Annotated in this window: 14 protein-coding genes and 1 tRNA gene; 4 read left to right on the top strand and 11 right to left on the bottom strand. The window is 68.4% G+C overall.

Features of this window, described 5'->3' with window-relative positions:
- Positions 1 to 158: 158 nt before the first annotated feature.
- The 6 genes from rimK to QE438_RS00295 all read right to left on the bottom strand — a co-directional run bounded on the left by rimK (position 159) and on the right by QE438_RS00295 (position 12,377).
- Complete coding sequence (gene rimK / locus QE438_RS00320; RefSeq protein ID WP_306993304.1) at positions 159 to 1,076, bottom strand: 30S ribosomal protein S6--L-glutamate ligase; 918 nt, start codon at positions 1,074 to 1,076, stop codon at positions 159 to 161.
- 79 nt (positions 1,077 to 1,155) lie between these two features.
- On the bottom strand, positions 1,156 to 2,445 hold the full coding sequence (locus QE438_RS00315; protein ID WP_307184045.1) for a hypothetical protein: 1,290 nt from the start codon (positions 2,443 to 2,445) through the stop codon (positions 1,156 to 1,158).
- A 111-nt stretch (positions 2,446 to 2,556) separates the two neighbouring features.
- Positions 2,557 to 4,242: a CshA/CshB family fibrillar adhesin-related protein gene (locus QE438_RS00310; RefSeq protein WP_306993310.1), complete on the bottom strand. Its 1,686-nt coding sequence runs from the start codon at positions 4,240 to 4,242 to the stop codon at positions 2,557 to 2,559.
- Entirely contained in the window at positions 4,242 to 5,114 is an 873-nt protein-coding gene (locus QE438_RS00305; protein WP_306993312.1) for a hypothetical protein, read from the bottom strand. The genes QE438_RS00310 and QE438_RS00305 overlap by 1 nt, the downstream gene beginning before the upstream one ends.
- A gap of 294 nt (positions 5,115 to 5,408) precedes the next feature.
- Positions 5,409 to 7,961: a hypothetical protein gene (locus tag QE438_RS00300; RefSeq protein WP_306993314.1), complete on the bottom strand. Its 2,553-nt coding sequence runs from the start codon at positions 7,959 to 7,961 to the stop codon at positions 5,409 to 5,411.
- 48 nt (positions 7,962 to 8,009) lie between these two features.
- Positions 8,010 to 12,377 carry an Ig-like domain-containing protein gene (locus QE438_RS00295; protein WP_307184046.1) on the bottom strand — a complete coding sequence of 1,456 codons (4,368 nt, stop codon included), beginning with the start codon at positions 12,375 to 12,377 and terminating at the stop codon, positions 8,010 to 8,012.
- 633 nt (positions 12,378 to 13,010) lie between these two features.
- On the opposite strand from QE438_RS00295, the gene QE438_RS00290 reads away from it, so the two are divergent.
- A complete protein-coding gene (locus tag QE438_RS00290; protein WP_306993330.1) occupies positions 13,011 to 13,253 on the top strand; it encodes a hypothetical protein in 243 nt (80 codons plus the stop codon).
- 27 nt (positions 13,254 to 13,280) lie between these two features.
- Here QE438_RS00290 and QE438_RS00285 read toward each other — a convergent pair whose 3' ends face one another.
- Complete coding sequence (locus QE438_RS00285) at positions 13,281 to 14,801, bottom strand: XVIPCD domain-containing protein (protein WP_306993332.1); 1,521 nt, start codon at positions 14,799 to 14,801, stop codon at positions 13,281 to 13,283.
- 654 nt (positions 14,802 to 15,455) lie between these two features.
- Here QE438_RS00285 and QE438_RS00280 point away from each other — a divergent pair.
- A complete protein-coding gene (locus tag QE438_RS00280) occupies positions 15,456 to 16,196 on the top strand; it encodes a DNA/RNA non-specific endonuclease (protein WP_130523334.1) in 741 nt (246 codons plus the stop codon).
- A gap of 9 nt (positions 16,197 to 16,205) precedes the next feature.
- On the opposite strand, the gene QE438_RS00275 is transcribed toward QE438_RS00280, so the two are convergent.
- Together QE438_RS00275 and QE438_RS00270 are read right to left on the bottom strand one after the other, a co-directional pair.
- Positions 16,206 to 16,907 (bottom strand): response regulator transcription factor, encoded by a 702-nt coding sequence (locus QE438_RS00275; RefSeq protein ID WP_306993335.1) that lies wholly within the window; start codon positions 16,905 to 16,907, stop codon positions 16,206 to 16,208.
- A 1-nt stretch (position 16,908) separates the two neighbouring features.
- Positions 16,909 to 18,261, bottom strand: a complete 1,353-nt coding sequence (locus QE438_RS00270) for a HAMP domain-containing sensor histidine kinase (RefSeq protein WP_306993337.1) — start codon at positions 18,259 to 18,261, stop codon at positions 16,909 to 16,911.
- Between the two features lie 121 nt (positions 18,262 to 18,382).
- Between QE438_RS00270 and QE438_RS00265 the strand changes: the two genes are divergently transcribed.
- Positions 18,383 to 19,117 carry a hemolysin III family protein gene (locus QE438_RS00265; protein ID WP_306993338.1) on the top strand — a complete coding sequence of 245 codons (735 nt, stop codon included), beginning with the start codon at positions 18,383 to 18,385 and terminating at the stop codon, positions 19,115 to 19,117.
- Positions 19,118 to 19,484: 367 nt separating this feature from the next.
- Here the strand turns inward: QE438_RS00265 and QE438_RS00260 are convergent.
- Positions 19,485 to 19,558: transfer RNA gene (locus QE438_RS00260), tRNA-Gly, on the bottom strand.
- 109 nt (positions 19,559 to 19,667) lie between these two features.
- Positions 19,668 to 21,464 (bottom strand): autotransporter domain-containing protein, encoded by a 1,797-nt coding sequence (locus QE438_RS00255; protein WP_306996204.1) that lies wholly within the window; start codon positions 21,462 to 21,464, stop codon positions 19,668 to 19,670.
- Between the two features lie 404 nt (positions 21,465 to 21,868).
- Here QE438_RS00255 and trmB point away from each other — a divergent pair, with 404 nt between their 5' ends.
- The gene (trmB, locus tag QE438_RS00250; protein WP_130523298.1) at positions 21,869 to 22,603 is read left to right on the top strand and encodes a tRNA (guanosine(46)-N7)-methyltransferase TrmB; all 735 of its coding nucleotides are present in this window, start codon (positions 21,869 to 21,871) and stop codon (positions 22,601 to 22,603) included.
- Positions 22,604 to 22,610: the final 7 nt, after the last annotated feature.

Genomic DNA, 22,610 nt, shown 5'->3' with positions numbered 1-22,610 from the left:
CGGGACGGCGCCAGCACGGCGCATCGGGAATGGGAAAGTCATGGGGATCCTTGGGTTGTTCCTGTGCGGGCCAAGCCGCAGCGGGCCGGCCTGTTCAGCCTTCCGCGCGGGACGGGGCGATTCTGTCACACCGTCGGTGAGCCTCCCTGCATGGCCGTTCACGTTCGGCTGGCGGGGCGGCGTGCGAGGGAGGCTGGGCGTTGGACCGCGGCGGCCGCCACCAGTTCCACCACCGCCCCGGCGATGTCCACCCCGGACACCTGCTCGATGCCTTCCAGGCCCGGCGTGGAGTTGACCTCCAGCACCAGCGGGCCGCGCGCCGAGCGGATCAGGTCCACCCCGGCCACGCCCAGGCCCAGCACCTGGGCCGCGCGCACGGCCACGGCCGCCTCCTCATCGCTGGCGATGGCCGGAAACGCCTCGCCGCCGCGATGCAGGTTGGAGCGGAAGTCGCCCTCCGGCGCCTGCCGGCGCATCGCCGCCACCACCCGGTCGCCGACCACGAAGCAGCGCAGGTCCGCGCCTTTGGCCTCCTCGACGAACTCCTGCACCACGAAGCTGGCGTACAGCCCGCGCAGCGCCTCGACCACCGAGCGCGAGGCCGAGGGCTTCTCGGTCAGCATCACCCCGGCGCCCTGCGCGCCCTCGTTGAGCTTGATCACGTGCGGCGGCGGGCCCAGCAGCGCCAGAAGGTCGGCGGTGTCGTCCGGGTTGTCGCCGAACACGGTGGCCGGCAGGTCGATGCCGTGGGCGGCCAGCAGCTGGTGCGCACGCAGCTTGTCGCGCGCGCGCAGGATCGCATCGGAGCTGTTGGGCGTGTGGCAGCCCATCAGCTCGAACTGGCGCAGCACCGCGGTGGCGTAGCGGGTGACCGAGGCGCCGATGCGCGGAATGACTGCGTCGAAACCGGACAGGGTGGCGCCCTTGTAGCGCAGGTCGAAGCGGCCGCGGTCGATGCGCATGTAGCAGCGCAGCGGATCGAGCACGCGCACGGTGTGGCCGCGCTGGCGTCCGGCTTCGACCAAGCGCTTGGTCGAATACAGCCGCGTGTTGCGGGAGAGGATCGCCAGTTTCATGCGGCTGCGGGCCGGGGTCGAAAACGGCGCACAGCATGACACGGCGCCGTGACCGCTCATGCGCGCGCCGCCGCGGCCCTCAGTCGACGGTGCAGTCGACCGTGAAGGTCAGCGCGCCGCCCACCGGCAAGGTCTGCAGCTGCAGGCCGGTGTTGGACTGCAGTGCGGCCAGCAGCGCGGCATCGCTGCCGGTCGGGCAGATCGCGCCGCCGCTGGCGTCGCCGCAGCGGGCCGCGGTGCAGGTCAAGCCAGGCGCGGCCGGATCGCGGAGCTCCGCACCATCGGCCGCGACCGGCCCCGCATTACCGACCACGATCCGGTAGCTGGTCGCCTCGCCACGGGTCAGCGTGTCGCCGGCCTGGTCGTTGGGACCGGACGACGGTGTATTGGTCTTGGTCACGCTCAGCTCGGCGCGCAGCGAATAGCACACCCGCACCGATCCGTTGCGCCCGCTGCCGCCGCCGTCGGCGCCGGCCACGCGTGTGGGCGAGGTCGCACTGGCCGCGACATAGGAACCGCCACCGCCCGGATAGGCCGACTCGGGCGCGCCGCCGCCGCCGGAGTACCCGCCGCCGCCGCCACTCTCGCGATCGTCCGCGCCACCGCCGCCGCACACGCCCCAGCCGCCGGCCACGCCGATGCGATCGCCGGCCTGCGGTTCGCCCGTGCCACCGGCGCCCCCGGAAGCCCCGTTGATCGAACACTGGCCGCCGCCCCGCGGACCCTGGTGCGCGCCCGCATAGGTCACGCCCTGCCCGGGACTGTTGAAGCCACCGCCACCGGCACCACCGTCGCCGGTCTGGCAGGTGGTGCTGCCATCGGCGGCGACTTCACCGAACTGGCCCCCTGCCCCGTTGACGCCGCCCAGCCCGCCGGCCGCGCAGTCGCCGCCGGCCGGCGAGCCGCCGTTGCCGCCATCCAGGCCCGCGCGACCGCCGCCGCCATTGCCGGTGTTGTCGTCGCCACCGCCCGCGCCCGCGATCAGTGCCAGCGTGCCGTTGAGATACGCGCCCGAGGCGCCGCCGCCGCCGGACTCCTGGTCGTTGGCACCGGGCGGTGCCTGGCCCGCCAGCAGCGTGATCACATCGCCCGGCGCGACCGCGAACGTGCCCTCGACCCGCGCGCCGGCGCCGCCCTGATACGGGTTGGGCGTGCGCTCGCCGCCGTCGGCGCCGACGGCGATCAGACGCACCGAGGTCACCCGCGCCGGCACGGTGAACGTGGCGGGCGCATTGCCCGTGTAGGCATACAGGCGGGTCTGCTCGAGACCGGCCGGGCAGCTGGTGACTTCCTGGGCCTGGGCCGAGGCCAGGGCCGCGAGCAGCGCCAAGCCGAGCCCCACACGGACGAACACGAACGAAGACTTCATCGAACCTGGAGACCTTGCTCAATCACGGGAAATGCCCGATCGCGATGGGAAGCGCGAAGCAAGGCCGCTGACGGAAGCACCCCGCCTGGATGGGCGGGGCGCAGCGTGATCTTAGTTGACGGTGCAGGTGACCGTCAGGGTGACCGTGCCGGTATTGGGCAGCGTGGGAATCGCAGCCCCGCCGGAGCTTTGCAGGGCACCCAACAGCGCGCTGCCGCTGGCCTGGGTCGGGCAGGCCGCACCGTTGGTGGCGCCGGTGCAGGCAGCGCTGGTGCAGGTCAGGCCGCTGCTGGCCGGATCGCGCACGATCGCGCCATTGGCCGGCTGCGGACCGTTGTTGGTGACCACGATGGTGTAGGTCTGGCTCGAGCCCTTGACCACCGTGTCGTTGGCCTGATCGCTGGCGCCCGCGGCGGGCGTGTTGGTCTTGGTGACCACCAGGTTGGCGCTGGCCTGGGCGATGGTGATCTGCGCGTCCTCGACCTCGCCGCTGGTCGCCGTACCGGACGGGCTGGCGACCTCGCTGGCGTTCTGCGCGTAACGCAGGCGGACCCAGGTCGTGCCGGCCTGGATGTCGTCGGGCACCGTCCAGCTCAGGCTGGCCGTGCCATTGGCACCCGAGCATGCGCCGGCGGCGCCCTCGTCGCCGTCGAAGCTGCCGTTGCCGTCGAAGTCGATCCAGCCGGCCACCGTACCGGTGCCGCTGCAGGCGATGCTGCGCGTCAGCACGGTGTTCCCGCTGCCGGCATTGATCGCCGGCGAGGTGGGCCAACCGTTTTCCTCATTGGCGCCGGCGATGCCATAGGCGTTGTCGGACGACGACGTACCGGGCTCGCCATCCGGGCCGACCGTGCCCAAGTGATCGGTGGTCAGCGGCGACAGGCCACCAGGGCGGAAGGACGCGTCGTTGATGTCCGTGCCGCTGGCCGATACGCCGCTGTCGTTGCCGTGCACCCAGTCATAGAACAGGTGCGCGGCGGTGCCATAGCTGCTGGGCGCATCGCCGTAGTCCGCGCGCGGCACGAGCAGGCCGATGGACATGGCGGTGATACCGCCGCCGCGCATGGCGAAGGACATGCTGGGCGTGGCGGTCGGCGTGGTGAAGGTCAGATAGCTGAGCGCCACGGGACTGGTGCCGCCGCCTTGCCCGCCCGGACCGAACTCCATGGTCTGGCTGCCGCCGTTGGTGGTCTTGGTGGCGGTATAGGGATTGCCGTTGCCGGCGAACATCTCCAGGATGTTCCAGTTGCCCGCGGCCGTGCCGCGGATGTATTCGCTGGGGACGCCGTTGCCGTCCAAGGTGGATTCGAGCGACTCTGCATCGGCGATGACCAGGCCGGGAATCGGATACGACGCCCCGTTGCGGGTCGCCGAGCAGTCGATATCGAAGCTGGCCGTCGAGGTCATCGCCGTGGCCAGACCCGCCACCAGGTTGTTGGCGCCGCCGGTGCCATCGATGTTGTACATGTCCTCCAGGCCGTCGCCGCTGTAATCGCCGGAGCGATAGCTGCTCAGCGCGCCGTTGAGGTTGGACAGCGTGCAGGTCACCTGGATCTGCTGGCCGTTGGCCACCTGCAGGGTGGCCGTGGTCTGCGCGCCGTTGGCCAGCGCCACGCCGTCGGTGCCGTTGACGCCGCCGCCCCAGGTCAGCCAGAGGATCTCGTTGCGGTACTTGCCCGTGCCGCCGGTGGCGTAGGCCGCGGCCTGCGCCTGCTGCATCGGCGCCAGCGCCGCGCCGGCGGCCAGCGCCAGCCCCAGGCCGCGCGCGGCCCAGCCATGGATGAAGTGCTTGCGCATCAGTAGCTCCCCACCAGGTTGATGAACCAGCCCTTGTGGTCGTAGTCGAAGTCGGTCAGGTCGTCGCTGAACTGGGTGAAGTTGTAGCCCAGCCCGATCCGCAGGTTCTTGCCGATGTCGCGGTCCACGCCGGCCAGCCAGCCCTGGCGGTTGCCGCCGTCCTCGACCTTGAGCAGGCGGTACTCGCCCATCGCATGCCATTGCTGGCCCAGGTCGTAGCGCACGGTGGTGCCGTAGAAGGTCGTGGTCGAATCGAACCACTGGCCCGTGCCGCGGCCGTAGCGCGCCTTGCCCACACGCTGGGCGACCTTGGCCGCGAACTCCCAGCGCTGGTCGGGCTTGTACACACCTTCCAGCGAGAGCACCTGGGTCTTCTGGTCGTAGTCGTGCCCGCCGATCTGCGCCAGCGTGGCCAGGTCGTACAGATAGGTGTAGCGGCCGAACACGGCCCAGCGCACCGAGTCCCAAGGACGCCAGGCGAAGCCCAGGTTGCCCTCGATGAACCTGGCGCCGGCGAGCGGATCGAGCTTGTCGTCGGTGTCGGAGTAGTTCAGGCGACCGGCGATGCGCCAGCTGTCGTTGAAGCGGTGCGTCAGGCGATTGGTGGACACCCACTGCTCGCGCTCCTCCGCACCGGTGTCGCGCCGCCATTCCACCTTGGAAGCCCAATCCGTATCGGGCGAGGTGCGACCCAGGCTGACGCTGATCGCGCGCCGCTCGACTTGCCCGCCGGCGCTGTTGACCAGATCGCCGCGCTGCAGGGTGAAGCCGCTGGTCCAGCCCTGCGCCGGGTAGAAATCCAGGCCGAAGGTATGCGCCAGGCCGGATTCGCCGGCGGTGTCGTCCTTGAGGAACTGGCTCTCGTTGAACACGTTGATCTGGTTGGACAGGCGCCAGCGCTGGCCCAGCGTCCAGCCGTCGCGCGCGCTGTTGTTGAACAGCGGGTCGTAGGCCTGGGTGTCGTCGTGGGTGGCGGTGTAGGCGCCGTACAGGCTGTGATCGGGCGTGAGGCGGTACTCGGCATTGACCGTGGCCGCATCGCCCCGATCGCCGCTGGTGACTTCCGCGCCGACCGAGGACAGGTTGCCGAACAGGTACTTGCCGCCGACGGTGTAGGCGTCGTTGTCGGCGTACCTGCCGTGGTCGTCGTCCAGGGTCAGCTGCGCCTAGCCATACAGGTCGAAGGTGTCGCCGAAGCGGTGCGTGTACTTCAACGCGCCCAGCAGGCCGGCGGCATCGCCGACGGTGCGCTGCTCCTCGACGCGGCGGATCTCGGCGGCCAGCGTGTCGAAGTCGCCGATGCGCCACTCGCTGGTGACCTGGGCCTGGATCAGCGACTGCGCACCGCTCTGCGTCTTGCTGTAGCGCGCGTACACGCTCAGGTCCTGGGTGAACTGGCCGGTGACTTCCGCGCCGTACTCGGTGAGGTCCTCGCCGGTGTCGTAGCGGCTGATCGAATAGCCAGCGCCGACCTCGCGCCACCACGCGCCGGCCGCCCAGTCCTGCTGGGTCCAGCCGAGCTCCTTCAGATTGGCGCGCGCCTCCACGGCCTTGGCCTCGCCCTGGCGCGGCCCGGTGGCGTTGATCTGGGTGAAGGTGAAGCCACCGTTGTCGGAGAAGAACACCGGCGCGGCATAGGATTCGGTCTGGCTGTACTCGGCCTTCAGATAGGTGCCGCGACCGGCCTGCAGGGTGACATCGCCGCCCTTGAGCGTGTAGTCCTCGCCGCTGCGGTTCTCGTCGACATAGGTCGCACCGACGGCCACGTGGTCGCCCAGCCACTGCTTGCCGCGGAAGCCGGCGGTGACCTCGTCGTCGTCGAACCCGGTCGGGACGAATTCGTAGTCCACCAGCAGGCGCTGCGTGTAGCCGTCCAGCGGCGTGTCGCGGGTGAGCGTGGTGACGTTGTCGCGCGTGATCTGGGCCAGCGGACGGGTCAGCAGGATGCGGCCCTGGATCTGGTCGATCTCGTAGTCCACTCCGCGCACCAGCGTCGCCCGGTCGACCACGCGGCCGGTGGTCGGGTCGCTGACTTCCAGCACCACCTGGTCGGAACCGGCCAGGATCTCGGTGTGCTTGAGGTAGTACAGGCTGCCGCCGGTGCCGAGGAACTCGCTATGCCCCGGCGCGCTCTGCGCCTGCGAGCCGAACGCGCGCACCTGGGTCTTGGCCTCGCCCCAGGGATTGATCGCATGCGAGCGCCAGTCGATCGCCGCGCCGTACAGCGAGCGCACGTACTGAGCGTACTCGGTGTCGGTGAAGCCGGTGGCGTAGTTGCCCCACAGCGCCTGGTTCTTGTCCCAGTCCACGCGCACGTAGAACCGGCCCTGCGTGTCCACGTCGCGACGCACGGACGAGTCGTCGCCGTAGGTCGGGTAATACAGGTCCGGGTCCAGGCTGCGGAACACGTCCGTGGCATAGGCCTGGGTGAAGTGGTCGAACAGGTGCTCCAGATCCTGCTCGGTGGTGTCCGCCTGCGCGGTCACCAGGTACTTGCCGTTGAACTTGGCCTTGCCGTAGAAGGCCAGGCGGCCGTCGCTGATGATGTCGTCGGCGTAGCGCGGATCGGTGGCCGACAGCGTCGCGGTCGAACCGGACACCTTGTTCTGCGCCACGGTCACATCGGCCAGGCCGACGCCGAAGAAATAGCGCCCGGTGACATCCACATCCAGCGTGCGGTGCGCGGCCGGCACGCCGGTGCCCGCGGCCGCGCCGCCCAGCCCGTCGGCGCCGTCCTGCAGCGCCACGTCGAAACTGTGATGGCCCACCGGCACCAGGTACTCGGCGGCGAACTTGCGCTCCAGGTCGACCGGATAGGTCTCGCCGTTGATCGCCAGCTGATAACCCTCGGGCAGGTTGCGGCCCTGGATGCGCACGCGCGAGCCGTACAGCGGGATGTTCTGCAGGCGCAGCCCGTTGCCGGCGAACACGTCCTCCACCAGGCGCTGGGTCTGGGCCTGGTCGTCGGTCAGCGCCGTGCCGAGGCTGCGTTCGGTCGACGTGCGCAGCAGGTCGCTACCGCGCTGGGCCTCGTCGGGCCGGACCAGCTGCAGTGTGCGCGGCGTGGTCTCGTCGAAGCGGCCCTGCGCGTCGTAGGCGCGCAGCACATAGGCCAGCGAATCGCCGGCGCGATAGTGGTAGTCGGCCGGCAGCTGCCCATCCCAGTCGACATGGCTGACGTTGCCCACCTGCATCGGCACGGTGGCCAGCGGCGCGACCAGGTCGGTGTCGGTGGCGCGATAGATCGCCAGCTCGTAGCGCGCGACGAAGGCCGAGTAGTTGCTGCGCACATAGAACTGCACCGGCTTGGTGATGCGCGCACCGTCGAAGGCGACCAGCCCCGGCGCCGACACCGACAGCTCGGCCGTGCCGATCTGGGGATCCTCGGTCGCCCAGATCACCCCGCCGTTGGCGAGATTGATCGAGAACTTGCCGGTGGCCGTGGCCTGGCCCGGCTGCACCTGCAGGATGTCCACGCGGCGGTCCGCCGCCAGCGCGGCGGCGTCGGACGCCTGCGGCGCGGTGACCGGCTGCGTATCGCCGCGGGTGCGCACCTTGAACAACAGGCCTTCGCTCGCCTGGCAGCCCTCCGGGCCGCACTGCGGCTCGGGGGTCTCGGGCTGAGCGGGGGACGCCTCCTGCGCGGCCGCCAGCGGCGCGGTGCCGGCCAGCAGGCTGATCAGGGTGTAGTCCAGCAACTTCATCGTGATGGTCTTCATGCTCAGCCCCCTTACTGCCCGGCCACGCCGGCAGGAGCCGTCGGATCGTCACTGGATTGCACCGTCACCTTCGCGCGCGCCTCGGGGCGCAGTCGTTGGGCCAGCGCCTGGTACACCGCCTTGGCGCGGCGCAGGCCGAGTTCGACGTTGCGCGCCGCGTCGCCGCGACGGTCGGCATGGCCGACCAGCGCCACCACGCCACCGCCGCGCTGTTCCAGATAGCGGGCCACGCCATCCAGCAGCGCATCGGCCTGCCGTGGCCTTGCCGGTGTCGAACAGGATCGAGCCCAGCAGCGGGCCGCGTCCGTCCAGGCCGGCGATCATCGTGTCCGGATCGGACGCCTCGCTGCGCAGGCTCACGCGCGTGGCCGCCGCGGTGGCGGCCGTCAGGCGCGGCAGCAGCGCGGCCTTGACCGCGTTGGCGCGGTCGAACGCCAGCGCGGCGCTTTCGCCGTCGGCGGCGATCACCACCTCACCGCCGTGATAGGCCTCGATGCGGCCGGCCATCTTCTCCACCACCGGCAGGTACTGCGGCTTGAGCTGGGCGCTGTCGGCCTCGAACAGCACCTGGCCCAGCTCCAGTTCGACCGTGCGCGCACCGCCTTCGATCAGGCCCTGCGGCAGCTTGATGCCGAAGTCGAAGCGCACCGGCATGCCGGGCGTGATGCGACGGACCAGCGGATTGGCGGTGGTGAACTGCGCGCCGCTCGGCAGCGTGGTCGGATCGACCTTGAGGATGAAGTTGCGGCCGCGCGACCACTGCCCACCGTCGACGCCTTCCAGGTGATAACGGCCGAACTGGTCGGTCTCCATCACCAGGCCTTCGACCGAGGCGATGCGTACGCCAGGAATGCCGCGCTCGTCGATGCCGCTGTTGCGGATCACGTAATCCACCACGTAGCCCTGCTCGCCCTGCGACAGGCGGCGCTCGACCGTCGGCGCGGCCGCGGTGAGGCCCTTGGCGGCCTGGCCGCTGGTGTCCACGCGCGTCCTGCCTGCCGCATCCATGCGCACGGTCACGCCCTGGTCGGTGGTCAGCACGAAGTCGTCGCTGAAGCGCGGCGCGCTGAGCACCTGGCGGATCACCACCTGGTGCGCCTCGACCGGATCGGCCTCGGACTGGCGTGCGCTGAGCTTGCCGACGGCGATGCCGTGCAGCAGCGGCGCGCTCGCGTCGGCCTGCGGCTGCCAGCCCTGGCCGGCGTCCATCAGCGTCGAGTTGGGCATGTAGGCCGAGGGATCGAACCCGCCCTGCACGCGCAGGCCGGTGATGGCCGCGCTGTCCTGCCAGCCATCGCCGTCGCGGTCGTCGAACACCGTGCCCACCAGCAGACTCTCATCGACCAGCGGATCGGAGGAGATGGTCAGCGAGGCGGTGGCGACGTTGGACACCGGCGCACCGGCGGCGGTGACCGCCTGGGCCTGGTTGACCTGGGTGCCCTGGCGCACGCCGGCGCCCACCCGCATCAGGTAGACGAAGGTCGCGCTCTGCCCGGCGGCCACGTCCACGCCGGCGATGCGGATCGGCGACTGGCCGCTGACCGTGGCGCTGCGGTCGTCATCGCCGGCGACCAGCGAGCCGGCCACGTAGGTGAAGCCCGGCGGCGGCGTATCGGTGATCGCGCCGCCGACGAAGTTGCCGTCGCCGACGTTGCGCACGGTCAGCGTGTAGCGCACCAGGTCGCCGACCACGGCGGTGTTGACGGCCACGGTCTTGGTCAGGCGGATATCGTAGCTGGAGGCCACGATGACCGTGGCGATGGCGCTGCCGCAGTTGCTGGGGTTGGCGGCCTCGCAGATCGTGTACGGATAGGCGTAGGTCGCGGCCGGCGTGCCCGCCGCCACGGTGATCGTGCCATCGGCGCGCATGACCAGGCCAGGCTGTGGCGAGGTGCCCGGGGTCAGCACCACATTGGTCATGGTGGCGCCGCTGCCGCCGACGGTGTCGTTGCCGAGCACGCTGGGCAGGGTCGCGCCGGCGCTGCTGTCCACCGTCGGCGGATGGTCGTCCACCGGCACGATCGGGGTCACGGTCACCACCACGGTGGCCACCGCCGGATCGCAGTTGGTCGGATGGGCGCGTTCGCAGATGGTGTACGGATAGCCGTAGCTGCCGGCCGGCGTGCCGCGGCTGACGGTGATGGTGCCGTCGGCGTTCATCGCGATGCCGGCATTGGGCGAGGTCCCCGGCGTGAGCGACACGGTCGAGGTGCTGACCGGCTGGCCGCCGAGGGTGTCGTTGCTCAGCACCGTGGCGGTCGTGCCGGCTTCGTTGATGGCCGGGAAGCGGTCGTCGTTGGCCACGATCGGCGGGGCCACGACCACGGTGGCGACGGCGCTGTCGCAGTTGTTCGCGTTGTTCTTGGCGCAGATGGTGTACGGATAGGCGTAGGTCGCGGCCGGCGTGCCGGGCGCCACGGTGATGGTGCCGTCGGCGTTCATCGTCAGCCCCGCCTGCGGCGAGGCGCCCGGCGTCAGCGTCACCGTGTTGAGCGACACCGGCTGGCCAGCCAGGGTGTCGTTGACCAGGACCGAGGGCGTGGTCCCGCCCGAGCCGCTGCCGATGGCCGGCATGGTGTCGTCGACCGCATCCACGGCCGCCTGGACGACGATGACCTTGGTGGCCGTGTCGCAGGTCGCCGGCGTGGTCGGCGGGTTGATGCACAGCGTGTAGGTCAGGGTATAGCTGCCCGGCGTGGTGCCCTGGGCCACGGTGACGCGGCCGGTGGCCGGGTCCAGCGTGATGCCGCCCGCGGCCGGCGTGCTCGACAGCGTCGAGCCGGTGATCGTGGCGTTGCCGCCGGTGCCCAGCACGGCCGGCGCGTTGTTGACGGTGTCGTTGCTGGTCACAGGCGTGGCGGTCGTGCCCCCGGCGCTGGTCAGCGTCTCGGCCGCGTCGTCGACCGCGTCGATGCCGGCCTGGACCACGATCACCTTGACCGCCGTGTCGCAGGTCGCCGGCGTGGTCGCCGGATTGGTGCACAGCGTGTAGGTCAGCGTATAGCGGCCCGGCGTGGTCCCCGGCGCCACGGTGACGCGGCCGGTGGCCGGATTCAGCGTGATGCCGCCCGCGGCCGGCGTGCTCGACAGCGTCGAGCCGGTGATCGTGGCATTGCCGCCCGTGCCCAGCACGGCGGGCACCGCATTGACCGTGTCGTTGCTGGTCACCGACGTGGCGGTGGTGCCGCCGGCGCTGGTCAGCGTCTCGGTCGCATCGTCGACCGCGTCGATCGCGCTGCCCACGTTGACCGTGACCGTGGCGATGTCGCACACCGCCTGGTTCGGGCTGGCCAGGCACACCTGGTACTGGTAGGTGGTGGTGCCGCTGAAGCCGGCGTTCGGGGTGAAGGTGATGGCGCCGGTCGTCGCGTTGACGGTGGTGCTGCCGTTGGGCGAAGGCGTGGTGACCGTGACCGAGCCCGGGTTGATCGTGCCGCCCACGTGGGTGTCGTTGGTCAGCACGGCGGTGGTCACCGGCGTGGTGGCCGGCGTGCTGGCCGTGTCGTTGACCGCATCGATGCTCGGCGCCGCCACGGTCAGGGTCGCGGTGGCCGTATCGCAGTTGTTCGACTGGCCGGTCTGGCAGATCGTGTAGGGATAGCTGTAGCTGCCCGGCGTGGTGCCCGGCGCGACGGTGATGGTGCCGTCGGCGTTCATGGTGATGCTGCCGGCCGCGGGCGACGGCGCCGTGCCCGGCGTCAGCGCGACCGTCGCGGTGGTGGCCGCCGCGCCGTTGAAGGTGTCGTTGCCCAGCACCGAAGCGGTGCTGGTGCCGCTGACCACGGTGCCGAACGGGTCGTTGACCGCGTCGATCGGCGGATCGATGGCGGTCGCGTCGGACGGGGTGCAGCGCGCCTGGGTCGCGCCGGACGCCGGGCAGGTCGCATCGCCGCCGCCGCTGACGCGCGCGGTATTGGTCACGCTGCCCGTGGTGCCGCTCGCGACCGCGACCGTCAGCGTGATCGGGTTGCCGGACGCGCCGTTGGCGATGGCGTCCGTGCTGGTGCAGGTCACGGTCGGGGCGGTGCTGCTGCAGGCCCAGCCGGCACCGGTGGCCGAGACATAGGTCAGGCCGCTCGGCAGCGTGTCGACCACGCTGATCGCGCCACTGGTGGGCGCGGTGCCGGTGTTGCTGGGGGTCAAGGTGTAGACCCCGTTCTGGCCCTGGCGGAAGTTGCCGCTGTGGCGCTTGGCCAGGTTGAGCTGGGGCGCCACCACCGTGTCCGAGTCGGTGGCCGAGACCTCGCAGCTGCCGCCGGCGGTGCAGGTCACCCCGGACGGGTTGGTGACGGTGACCGTATTGGTGACCGAGCTCTGGGCGGCGGCGGGAAACGCGGCGGCCAGGCCGATCAGCAGCGCGAACGAGGAGAGCGCGCGCAAGACCTTCTGCGCGCCACGGATTGACGTCACTGCCACGGAACTGCCCCCTGTTTCAAAGACACAAGGCAGCGCCGGTCCACCCACGGCCAACGCAGCCTTGCGAGCCTCCCCAATCACGGCCAAGGACCGCGATGTACGACGCGCACCGCAAAAAACTGCTAGGCACGTCGCATTGAAATGATAACTAGCGCACGCTTTTCTGACCACCCCTGAAATAAACGTGACTTGAGTCACGAATTTCACATGCTTGACTCAAAGCGTTCAGCTAAGACGTAAACACTTTGTAAAACAGGCGACTAGCCCCTCCTCTGTGCAAAATGAACAGGGGAGCTGATCAGCCGGCTCGATGCGGGGAGGCGACGACTGGCGGGCACCGACAGACAAACGGCAGCGGCGAGCGGCGCGTGCCGGCAACCGGGGTACGCCGCTTGGTTTCGGATCAGAACAGGAAGAACAGGCGGCTGGAGAGGACCCCGGCCTGATGCAGGCAGGGAGCGTCTCCCGCTCTGATCAGTGCGCCAGGGCAGTCAGCGGCCTATTCCCTAGGACAGGCCGCTCCTGCCGTTTACGCGCGTAGCACGCCGCACCTGGCGGCGATTGCGCCAGCACGGGGTTGCGAGCCGGCATGGCAGGTCCGAGGATTGGCTTCGCCCTCGCTCGTCCCGCCCCATGCCCCCCAAGCCTTCGAAGCCGTCGCTGTCCCGCAAGCCCCCAGCCGAACATGCGGATCAGGCATTGATCCAGGCCGCGATCGCCGAGGCACACCGGCGCATCAAACGCATGCTGTCCGCGCACTTCCACGATTTCACGGACAAGCAGCAGCGTCAGGTTCGGGCCTTGCTGAGCGCAAAGCAGCCCAAGGCTGCTACGCCGGTCGTCAAGGCAAGACCGAGGCGCAAAGCGCCGATCTAGCTCGGTCCGGCGGGCGCAAGTCCGAGGCTATTGATGCGCAGTTTTGTGCAGGGCGTGCGCCTGCGACTGGACCGGGGCTGACATGGCATCGGCGGCGGCCGTGCTGAATGCCATCGGCGTCAGGGCGCCTTCGGTCACCGAGACCTGGGCCCGGCCCAGCACCGCGCCCTGCTTCTCGGCGGCAAACAGCTGGGTGCCTTCTGGCCCACCTTTGTCGACCATGTCGATCCTGGTCATGCCTTGACGCTTGGATTCCACCGCCAGCGCCGCTGCCAGATTCTCGCGATGCGCTTGCGTGGGAAGCACCTGCCCGTTGGGGTCCAGGACCTCGATCCTGCGCATGACCATGTCGAACCGATGATGGTCGGGATGATGCGGATCGGACAGCTGCAATACCGGCCCCGCGGTCGCGCGAGGATCCTGGAAGTCGATCACGCCGCCGGCCTTGAGTTGCGAATACACCTCGGCCTTGTGCTGATCCCTTCCCACGAATGCCTTGATGGCGTCGGTCAGCGCCTGCTGGTCGGCCGCACTCATCGCGCCCGGCACCAGGAAGTTCCTGAACTCTCCGGGCTGCTCCGGCATCTCCTTGAGCGCTTCCTGGTACTGACCCTGGCCACTGAGCTCGAACTCGTGGGACGCATTGGCCGCGCGGCTGACCAGGCGCAGATTGCTGGTGTCGTTGAAGGCATCCAGCACATCGGCCTTCTTCAGGCCCTGGCCGCCGGTGTGCTTGGGCAGCTCTTTGAGAAGCGCCTCGAATGCGATGGCATGATCGATATCGAACGCGTCGCGCGTGCAGAGCTGCCTGGTGACTGCGCACTCGAAGAGCGGCACCTTCATCGTGTCGAAAGGCGCCACCGGACGCGTGACCGAGGCTTCACCGCGGTAGGCGTCCTTCAACGCGCTTTCGAACCACTTCTCCATCACGGCCGTATCGAACGAGAGGTCCTTGCGCGTCATCGCCGGCGTCCAATCGGCCTCGAGCGTCGCGGCGCGCCGCTTGGCGCCGTCGGTGTCCGGATCGAAGGCCGCCCGCGGCGCCGACGGATCGAAGCCGAAACGCGCATGGCACCAGGCGCGCCATTCGGCCGATTGTGGCCCATGTTGGTCGTGGACACGATCCGCTGCATCGCGCGCGCGGTTGACCGCCGCTGGCAGCAATCTGAGGTTGCTCACATCGTTGTAGCCCATCTGGGCTTCGGCCAGATTGCGAACGTCCAGCGCCTTGAGGTGGTCCTTCCACTGCACGATGTGGTCGATATCCAACGCCTCGGGCGTATGCCAGCTCCCCTCTCGCTCGCTGTAATACAGCAGCACCGGGCGCTGTCCAGGCAGCGCTGCCGGCGCCGGGCTCATGTGTTGCCTGGCCCAGTCGTTGCGCATGAACTCTTCGGTGGACCCGTAGAACGCCAGGCCGATGCGCGAGGCCTCCGGATCCCATGCGGCGTTCTGCAGTGCGGCCCCGTGCTGGGGCGGCTTCAACCCCTCCCAATCCACGAGTTCCACCTGCTGCCCGCTTTGGAGCGTGTGCTTCGAGGCGCCCATGGCCAATCTCCTTTTGTGGGATTCCTTCTCTGGAACATCCTAGCGCCGGTGCACAGCGTGGCTGGAAGATCCTGGAGGGGCGGCGCCTCGAAATGTGACTGGACGCTCGAACCGACGTCTGTCGTCTGCAGCCACCTGGATCGATACGGGCCGGTTGGGTCGCCAACCTGCTGAAGTTGCGCGTCTGCAGCCGCGCAATCATTCCGCAGTGCTCAACGATGTGCCAGGTCGGCATGCCAACGACGCAACCCTCATTGATTGCGAGGGCTGCGTCGTGTTGAGGCACGGATGCGGGAGCCGCACGACGCCTGGCAGCATATGGCATGCGCCACGCTCAATCGGCCGGCCCAGCAAGGGCAGCCCTGATCGACGTTTCATCCTGATGGCGCTTCATTGACAGAAGCCGGGTTCAAGGACTCAGTCACAGCTTGCTTGATTGGCGGTTGACCACGCAGAAACTCTGTTGGATATCTGCGGTCACCGCGTGCCACGTCGTGGCAAAGGGGCGCGGTGGTCGTCTCTCTCACACCACTCCGGCATCGCGCCGGTCTCGGCTGTCTGCTCCACCTCCGTCAACTCGCATGTCGCTCAACAGGCACAGCCCAGGGCCGTGCGTGCTGGCTTCGTGCGGCCCGCCAACATCATGGAGAAGTCATGCGATTCCCGATCTTTCTCGCCGTCTTTCTGCTCACCACCTTCAGCGCCGCAGCGCAGGCCCAGGTGGTCACCCTCAACAAGGGGGGCTTCATCCTCACCTACGACTGCACCGAGCACACCGCCACGCGCTACGAATACACCCTCGGCGCCGATAACGGCTCCGCCGCTCGCCCCTCCGACTTCAACCTCGACACGACGTTGCCAAGCGGCTGCGGTGGCCAGACCTCGACGAAGTCCTATTCCAGCGTGCGCTCAGGCTACGATCGCGGCCATCTGGTCACCTCCAACCACATGGACTACAACACGACCTACATCCGGCGCGCCAACCTGATGTCCAACATCGTGCCGCAGGTGTCGGGCTTCAACCAGGGCATCTGGGTGCAGGCCGAAAACGTCGCCGAGTGCTACCGGGACATCAACCCCGTCGAGGTGTACGGCGGCGTGGTCTATGGCGACACCTCCAACGACTACTTTTTGGCCAGCCACGGCATCCGCACGCCGGAATACTTCTGGAAGACCATCATCACCACGGATCCCAACACGGGCGCCGAGAAGGCCATCAGCTGGATCATCCCCAACGAGACAGGCCTGGGCAGCCTGGACGACTACATCGTCTCGATCGCGGATCTGGAGGAACTCATCGGGGCGAGCAATGTCGGCATCACCGCGTCCTATGAGGTGAAGCACATGCTGCCGAGTTCGACCTGGACACTGCCGAGCAACTGCGACCTGAGCTGATCGGGAAGGTCACTGACGAACAGGCCCGGCGCTTTCCTGGCGAATTTCCTGAACCATGTAGCCCAACCCCCGCAACACATGGATCTTGATTCCCGCCCCGCTCTCGGCGAGCGCTCGCCTCAATTTGGAGACATGGGCCTCCAGCGCGTTGGACTCCAGGTGTTCGTCCAACCCGTAGACGCTTTCCAGCAACGCCGCTCTTGAAACCGTCCGTCCGTGGCGCATGAGCAGCGCCTCAAGCACCAGGAGTTGTCGTCTGGGAAGCGTCAGCTTCTCCCCGTCCACCCACACTTCGCGATCGTCGGAGGAGTATCGAACATTGCCGATACGGATCGTCTGGACCACCACCTGCGTCGGGCGGCGCAAGATGGCCCGCAGACGCGCAAGCAGCTCATCCGTCGAAAATGGCTTGGTCAGGTAATCATCCGCACCGCTATCCAGCCCATCGATGCGCTCGCTGATCTCACTCTTTGCGGTCAGGATCACGATGGGCAGCCCCGGGCGTATTTCTCGGGCGCGCGACACAAACTCCGCGCCCTCGCCGTCGGGCAGCTGCCGATCCAGCAGCATCACCCTGTACTCGTGGCTGGCGAGTGCCTGCTCGGCCTGGCGCAGGCTGGGGACCACATCGCCGATCATGCCGTGTCGCGCCAGTTGCGTGGCCAGCACCGACGCGAACTGCTGATCGTCCTCAACGATGAGCAGGCGCATGCTAGTGGTCACCCGAGGTCAGCCGACCGGCGCTCGGCAGGCGCATGGTGAAGCAACAGCCCCCTTGCACAGGCTGGGAGACCGTCAGCACGCCACGATGCTTCTTGACGATCTCCGCCGCCAGATAAAGCCCCAACCCGCTTCCAGCTCCCGAGGGACGCAGACGGAAGAATGGCTCGAAGATCCGCGAGCTGGCCTCGCTCGGCACGCCCTCTCCCTGGTCGAATACGCTCACCGAGCAGTCGGGGCCGACCACGATCCTGATCTCGCCTTGCTTCGATCCGTGATCGATCGCGTTCTGGACCAGGCAAGTGATCACGCGCTGGACCGCGCCCGCATCGCCTTCCACCCACTGCGCCTGATCCGGCGGTTCCCACGAGAACTCATACCCGTTGGCGACGATGAGCGGCGCGGTCACCTCGGCAACCTCCCGCGCGATGGCGACCAGGTCGAAGCGCTCGAAGACACCGATCCTGCGATCGACCCGCTGGATGTCAAGCAGCTGCTCGGTGATGTTCTGCAGGCGCGCCACGTCCAACATCAACTCATCCTTCGCAGCGCCTGCTTCCAGGCCGCTGACCCGGGTCGTCAGAATCGCGATGGGCATTCTGAGTTCGTGCGCGGCATCTGCCAGGAAGCGGTCGCGGGCTTCGGACACGTCCCAGATCCGCTGGAGCGCCTGATTGAAGCCATCAATCAATGGCCTGATCTCAACCGGAACATCCGCCGCCTCCAGCGGCTTGGCGCGACGACTCAGGTCCGTCTGCGCGGCCAGTCTTGCGACTTCGTTCATTCCCTTCAGGCGTCGATGGACCACCAAAGGGATCACAACAATCGAAGTGACCATGAGCGGCAGGCCCACCCAGGGCGCCAGATAAATCGCGATGAAAGCGATGGCGCCAGCCAGGTCATAGCCGCCGTAGCCGCCGACCAGCACACGCAGCGTCCTGCCGCCCTGATGATGCACGATCAACTTCGTCGCTGCGCGGAACGGTGGAACGTTGCTCTTGATGTCGGTCGGTTCAAGCTCACCCATGATCGGCACCCAGGCTTCGAACGCCTTGGGCGCTTTGCCCCAAGCCGCGATATTTCCGAGGTCATCTTTCGCGAGGGCCCATGCATGGGGCGCTTGAGTGGTGAATTCCTGCGGCAGCTGCGCCGGATCGAAGCGAAGCTTTCCGTGCTCGTAGCCCAAGGCCTCGGCGACATCGATCGCCGTGCCATGCGGCAGTTGGCCGATCGAGCGATCCAGAAACGCAATGCACATCACCGCGCCCAACAGCACGAACGCAAGCACTTGCGCCACGCCGACTTGCCAGGAGAGTCGCCACGATAGCGACTGGGTCTTGCGCATGGATCGATCCGTCTACGTCTTCTCGTGAGCATGATGGACAAGCCACCCTGACGGAGCAAACGATTCGACGCGCAACCTTCGGACAACCTTTCCGGTCCACGCTGAGCCCGATCACTCATCGATGGAACGGATCTTCATGCGCCAGACGCGCACTACGACCGATGCCTTCAAGGCACCTGGATTGACGCAGGCGCTTTTTCGGCCTCACCGCATCCGATCAACACCCAAGAAGACGCTTCTGCCTACGGGTGAGTGGCTCAACACGCTCTCCCACGGCGCCGCTGCGCTGCTCTCCATCCCCGCCACCCTTTTTCTCCTGCGCCAAGCGGCCGCCAATGGGGACAGTCGGGGCCTGCTAGGGAGCGGCGTCTTTGGTTTGACGTTGACGATCACCTATGCCGTCTCGTGCCTTTATCACGCGTGCGCTGACCCAAGGGCAAAGGCAAGCCTTCGCCGTGCCGATCACGCGGCGATCTTCCTCTTGATCGCTGGAACTTACACGCCGTTCTGCCTGGCGCTCCCAGTCTCCTGGAGCACCCCGTCCCTGATCGGAATATGGACCTTGGCCCTGGTTGGCATGATGTTCAAAGCCTTCCGCCCCCTGGGTCGAACCCGGCTCTCACTCATCCCCTACATCGGCGTGGGCTGGCTCGTTGCGTGCGCGGCGATGCCCATTATCCGGCACCTTGGATTCGGCACCTTCGCCTGGCTCTTTGCAGGCGGTTGCTTCTACACACTTGGCACGCTGTTCTATCTACGCTCGGCCAAGCCCTACATGCATGCCGTTTGGCATGGCTTCGTCATCCTGGGAAGCGTTTCCCACTACGTGGCCGTCATGCGGTTGCCAGGCACGTAGGCAGATCGAACTTGATCCGCCCAGGCGGGAGAGTCAAACGGAAGTAATAAGAGCCGCTTTCTTCTGAGGGCTGTCGCTCCGACGCCTATTGGCGTGCTACCCCTTCCGCAAACCCTTCTGGGTTTCACCTGACCAGACACGCAGCACCGCCAGCTGACAGGTAGAGAAAAGTGCAATGAGGTAGCGCGCACCCATCGTCCGTTGAAGAACGGTGAGGACGGGGAAGCGTGCGTAGAACCTCGAGCGGCGCGGCAGCATGAACGGTTTGGGCACCCACACCCTGATCGCCCCCCGGGGAGGATCGTTCAAGGGACCGTCTGTCGCTCCCCGCGCACTCTCAGCCATTTACGGACTTCGAGAAGCAGGATGGAGCGGGTGAAGGGAATCGAACCCTCGTCAGTAGCTTGGGAAGCTACAGCTCTACCATTGAGCTACACCCGCGTCGGGTGGGCAGTCTATGCGCTGGCCGGCGGCCGGCGCAACGCCGTCGGGCGATGCACCGCCCGGCGCGGGGCCGGGCGGTGCGGTCCGGCGGGCCGGACCGGATGGATCAGAAGCTGCCGCCCAGGCTGACGAACACGCCCGAGTCGTTGGCGCTGCTCTGGCCGATGGTGCTGCGCGCGCCGAAGTCGGCGTTCAGGCCGGCGACGTGGCCGCGGGCGCCGACCACGACCACACCGTAGTCCTGGTCGAATTCCACGCCCGGCACTGCGTAGCGCATCGCGCCGGGGATGGACTGCAGCGAGGCCCAGGCCTGGGCGGGGCTGTCCTCGAACTCGCGGTTGTAGGTGGCCTGCACGTACGGCGTCCAGGTCGGCGAGATGTCGAAGCTGGCGCGCCAGCCGGCGCTGCCGATCAGCGAATCGAACTTCTGGTTGGGGAAGGACAGCGCCGTGGAGGACAGGTTGTTCTCGTCGTAGCCGTCGACCTTGATCGTCTGCGAGACCAGGCCCAGCACCGGGCCGGTATGCCAGGGGCCGCCCTGATTGAAGTCGAAGCCGGCGTTGATCGCCGCGGTGAAGTTGCTGCCGTCCGGCGAGCCTTCCTGCTTGCGCGTGGCCGTGCCCAGCTGGATCTGGCGGGTCACATCGAAGCTCAGCCAGGTGTAGCTCAGCTGGGCGTTGACCCAGGCGCCGCGCCCGGCCCACTGCGCGAACACGCCGGCGGTGGTGTCTTCCTGGTCGAACTTGCCGCTGGAGTGGCCGAAGTCCTGCTTGCCCTTGCCGTAGCCGGCGAAGGCGCCCAGGGTCCAGCCGTTCTGCGCCCAATCGACGCCGAACAGCCCGGCCGGCGTGGTGCCGTCGTACAGGTCGCCGTCCTGCTGGCGCTGGCGGTCGGCACGCAGGTCGCCCCACCAGCTCCAGCCCTGCGCCTGGCCGGTGGTGTCGGCGTGCATGGACACGCGCTCGGCGCGCGAATAGCCCACCACCGAGGCCGAGTGCGGCAGCACGGCGATCTGGCGCGGGCCTTCCAGCACCGACAGTGCGTACTGGCCCAGCAGCTGGTGCGCGGCGGTACTCGGATGCACGCCGTCGGCGAATACGTAGTCGGTGTTGGCGGTCGGGGTGACGTAGTTGAGCGGGCTGCAGGTCACCGAGGACATCGCGCCGCAGGCCGTGCCGGTGGCATTGGTGAAGCCATACGCGGCCGGGTTGCTGGTGACCTCGTCGATCAGGGTGAAGGTGTCCAGCGGGATCACGCGCAGGCCCGAGGCGGCCAGGCCGTTGAACAGCGCGGTGTTGTAGCCCGTGGCCAGCTGCGTACCGGCGGCCGAGGTCGCCGCGCCGCCTGCGAGGAACTGCGGGGTCTTGCCCAGGTCCGGGATGGTCGGCACCAGCACGTACTGCGCGCCGGCCGCCTGCAGCCGGCCGATCACGCCCACCTGCGCGGTCACCGCCGAGCCGATGATGGTCTGGGCCTGCGCCGGCGCCTGGGCCGCGGCGAACAGGTCGTTGGCGCCGCCCCACACGGTGTACAGCGCCTTGGCGTCGGCGACGCCGCCGGTCTTGGTCAGGTAGCTGTTCACCTGCGACACGATCGATGGGGACGGGCCCAGCGCGGTGTTGACCGTCGCGTTCACGCGCGCGCCGCCCACCGCGTAGTTGGTGCCGCCCTGGTTGTCGCTGGTCGCGTTGGTACCGTAGAAGTCGGCCACGTACTCGCCCCACACCAGACCCGGGTTGGTGGTGAAGCGGCCGACGATGGCCGCCGACGGGCCGGCGACCTGGATCAGGGCCGGGCGGAAATGACCCGAGTCGGTCAGGCTGTCGCCGAAGAACACGGTCTGCGAATAGGCCGGCTGCTCGGCCTGCGCTGGCACGGCGAACGCGGCCAGGGCGACGACCACCGCTGCGGACAGGGTGGACAGGGAACGGGGTGCGGACATGCGATCCTCCAACGGATCAGAAGAAGAACAAGGATGCGGTGGCCGCCATACGGCGGCGCACTGGCGGCAATGGTTCATCTTGCGCTGCGGCAACTCACGCTGCACTGCGGCATGGCGCCCGCCATCGACAGTCAGGCAAGGGACACGCGGCGACAAGGGACGCCACAGGCGCGATGCTCGACTCGAGCGAAGCCTTGGCCCGGCGGACAGGTCAGGCTGCAACCGCCTCCCGGCGACGACCACGCGATCCTGGCGGCGAGTTGGGCGATAATTCGTCTCATGTCGTCCCTGCCCCCGCCCTTCACGCCGGTCGTCTGCACGATCACCGGTCACCGTCGCCACGCCGCCCAAGGACCGATCGGCCGATGACCGATCCGTTCTCCAGCCCCGGCGCCAAGGCCCCGGCCAAGCCGTTCACCGTCACCGAAGGCCGTCGCGAGATCCGCAGCTTCGTGCTGCGCCAGGGGCGCTTCACCGAGGCCCAGCAGCGCGCGTTCGACGTGCAGTGGCCGCGCTTCGGCCTGGACTACACCGGCCAGCTGCGCGATTTCGACGCGGTGTTCGGCCGCGCCGCGCCGCGGGTGGTGGAGATCGGCACCGGCAACGGCGATGCGCTGCGCTTCGCGGCCAGGCAGGACCCGTCGCGCGACTACCTCGGCATCGAGGTGCACGCCCCGGGCGTGGGCCGGCTGCTCAACGCGCTGGAAGCCGACGGCAGCGACCATGTGCGCGTCTACCACCACGATGCGGTGGAAGTGCTGCGCAACGAGGTCGCCGACGGCAGCCTGGACGAGGTGCGCATCTATTTCCCGGACCCCTGGCACAAGAAGCGCCACAACAAGCGCCGGCTGGTCCAGCCCGAGTTCGCCGCGCTGCTGGTGCGCAAGCTGGCCCCGACCGGCCGCCTGCACTGCGCCACCGACTGGGAGGCCTATGCCGAGCACATGTGGGACGTGCTCGACGCCACGCCAGGCCTGCGCAACCGCGCCGGCGCGCGCGGCAGCGTGCCGCGCCCGGACTGGCGCCCGCAGACCCATTTCGAGACTCGCGGGCAGAAGCTCGGCCACGGCGTCTGGGACCTGCTCTATGACCGCTGCTGACGAACCG

The sequence above is a fragment of the Pseudoxanthomonas sp. SORGH_AS_0997 genome (assembly GCF_031453535.1).
Lineage (GTDB): Bacteria > Pseudomonadota > Gammaproteobacteria > Xanthomonadales > Xanthomonadaceae > Pseudoxanthomonas_A > Pseudoxanthomonas_A winnipegensis.
The sequence above is the reverse complement of the archived record's forward strand: the minus strand, read 5'-3'. Positions and strand labels throughout refer to the sequence as shown.

Excerpts from the sequence above, each read along its gene's own strand:
- QE438_RS00280 (WP_130523334.1), top strand. The coding sequence starts at position 15,456 with ATGCGATTCCCGATCTTTCTCGCCGTCTTTCTGCTCACCACCTTCAGC.
- QE438_RS00300 (WP_306993314.1), bottom strand. The coding sequence starts at position 7,961 with ATGAAGACCATCACGATGAAGTTGCTGGACTACACCCTGATCAGCCTG.
- QE438_RS00285 (WP_306993332.1), bottom strand. The coding sequence starts at position 14,801 with ATGGGCGCCTCGAAGCACACGCTCCAAAGCGGGCAGCAGGTGGAACTC.
- trmB (WP_130523298.1), top strand. The coding sequence starts at position 21,869 with ATGACCGATCCGTTCTCCAGCCCCGGCGCCAAGGCCCCGGCCAAGCCG.
- QE438_RS00310 (WP_306993310.1), bottom strand. The coding sequence starts at position 4,242 with ATGCGCAAGCACTTCATCCATGGCTGGGCCGCGCGCGGCCTGGGGCTG.
- rimK (WP_306993304.1), bottom strand. The coding sequence starts at position 1,076 with ATGAAACTGGCGATCCTCTCCCGCAACACGCGGCTGTATTCGACCAAG.
- QE438_RS00290 (WP_306993330.1), top strand. The coding sequence starts at position 13,011 with ATGCCCCCCAAGCCTTCGAAGCCGTCGCTGTCCCGCAAGCCCCCAGCC.
- QE438_RS00270 (WP_306993337.1), bottom strand. The coding sequence starts at position 18,261 with ATGCGCAAGACCCAGTCGCTATCGTGGCGACTCTCCTGGCAAGTCGGC.
- QE438_RS00315 (WP_307184045.1), bottom strand. The coding sequence starts at position 2,445 with ATGAAGTCTTCGTTCGTGTTCGTCCGTGTGGGGCTCGGCTTGGCGCTG.
- QE438_RS00265 (WP_306993338.1), top strand. The coding sequence starts at position 18,383 with ATGGAACGGATCTTCATGCGCCAGACGCGCACTACGACCGATGCCTTC.
- QE438_RS00275 (WP_306993335.1), bottom strand. The coding sequence starts at position 16,907 with ATGCGCCTGCTCATCGTTGAGGACGATCAGCAGTTCGCGTCGGTGCTG.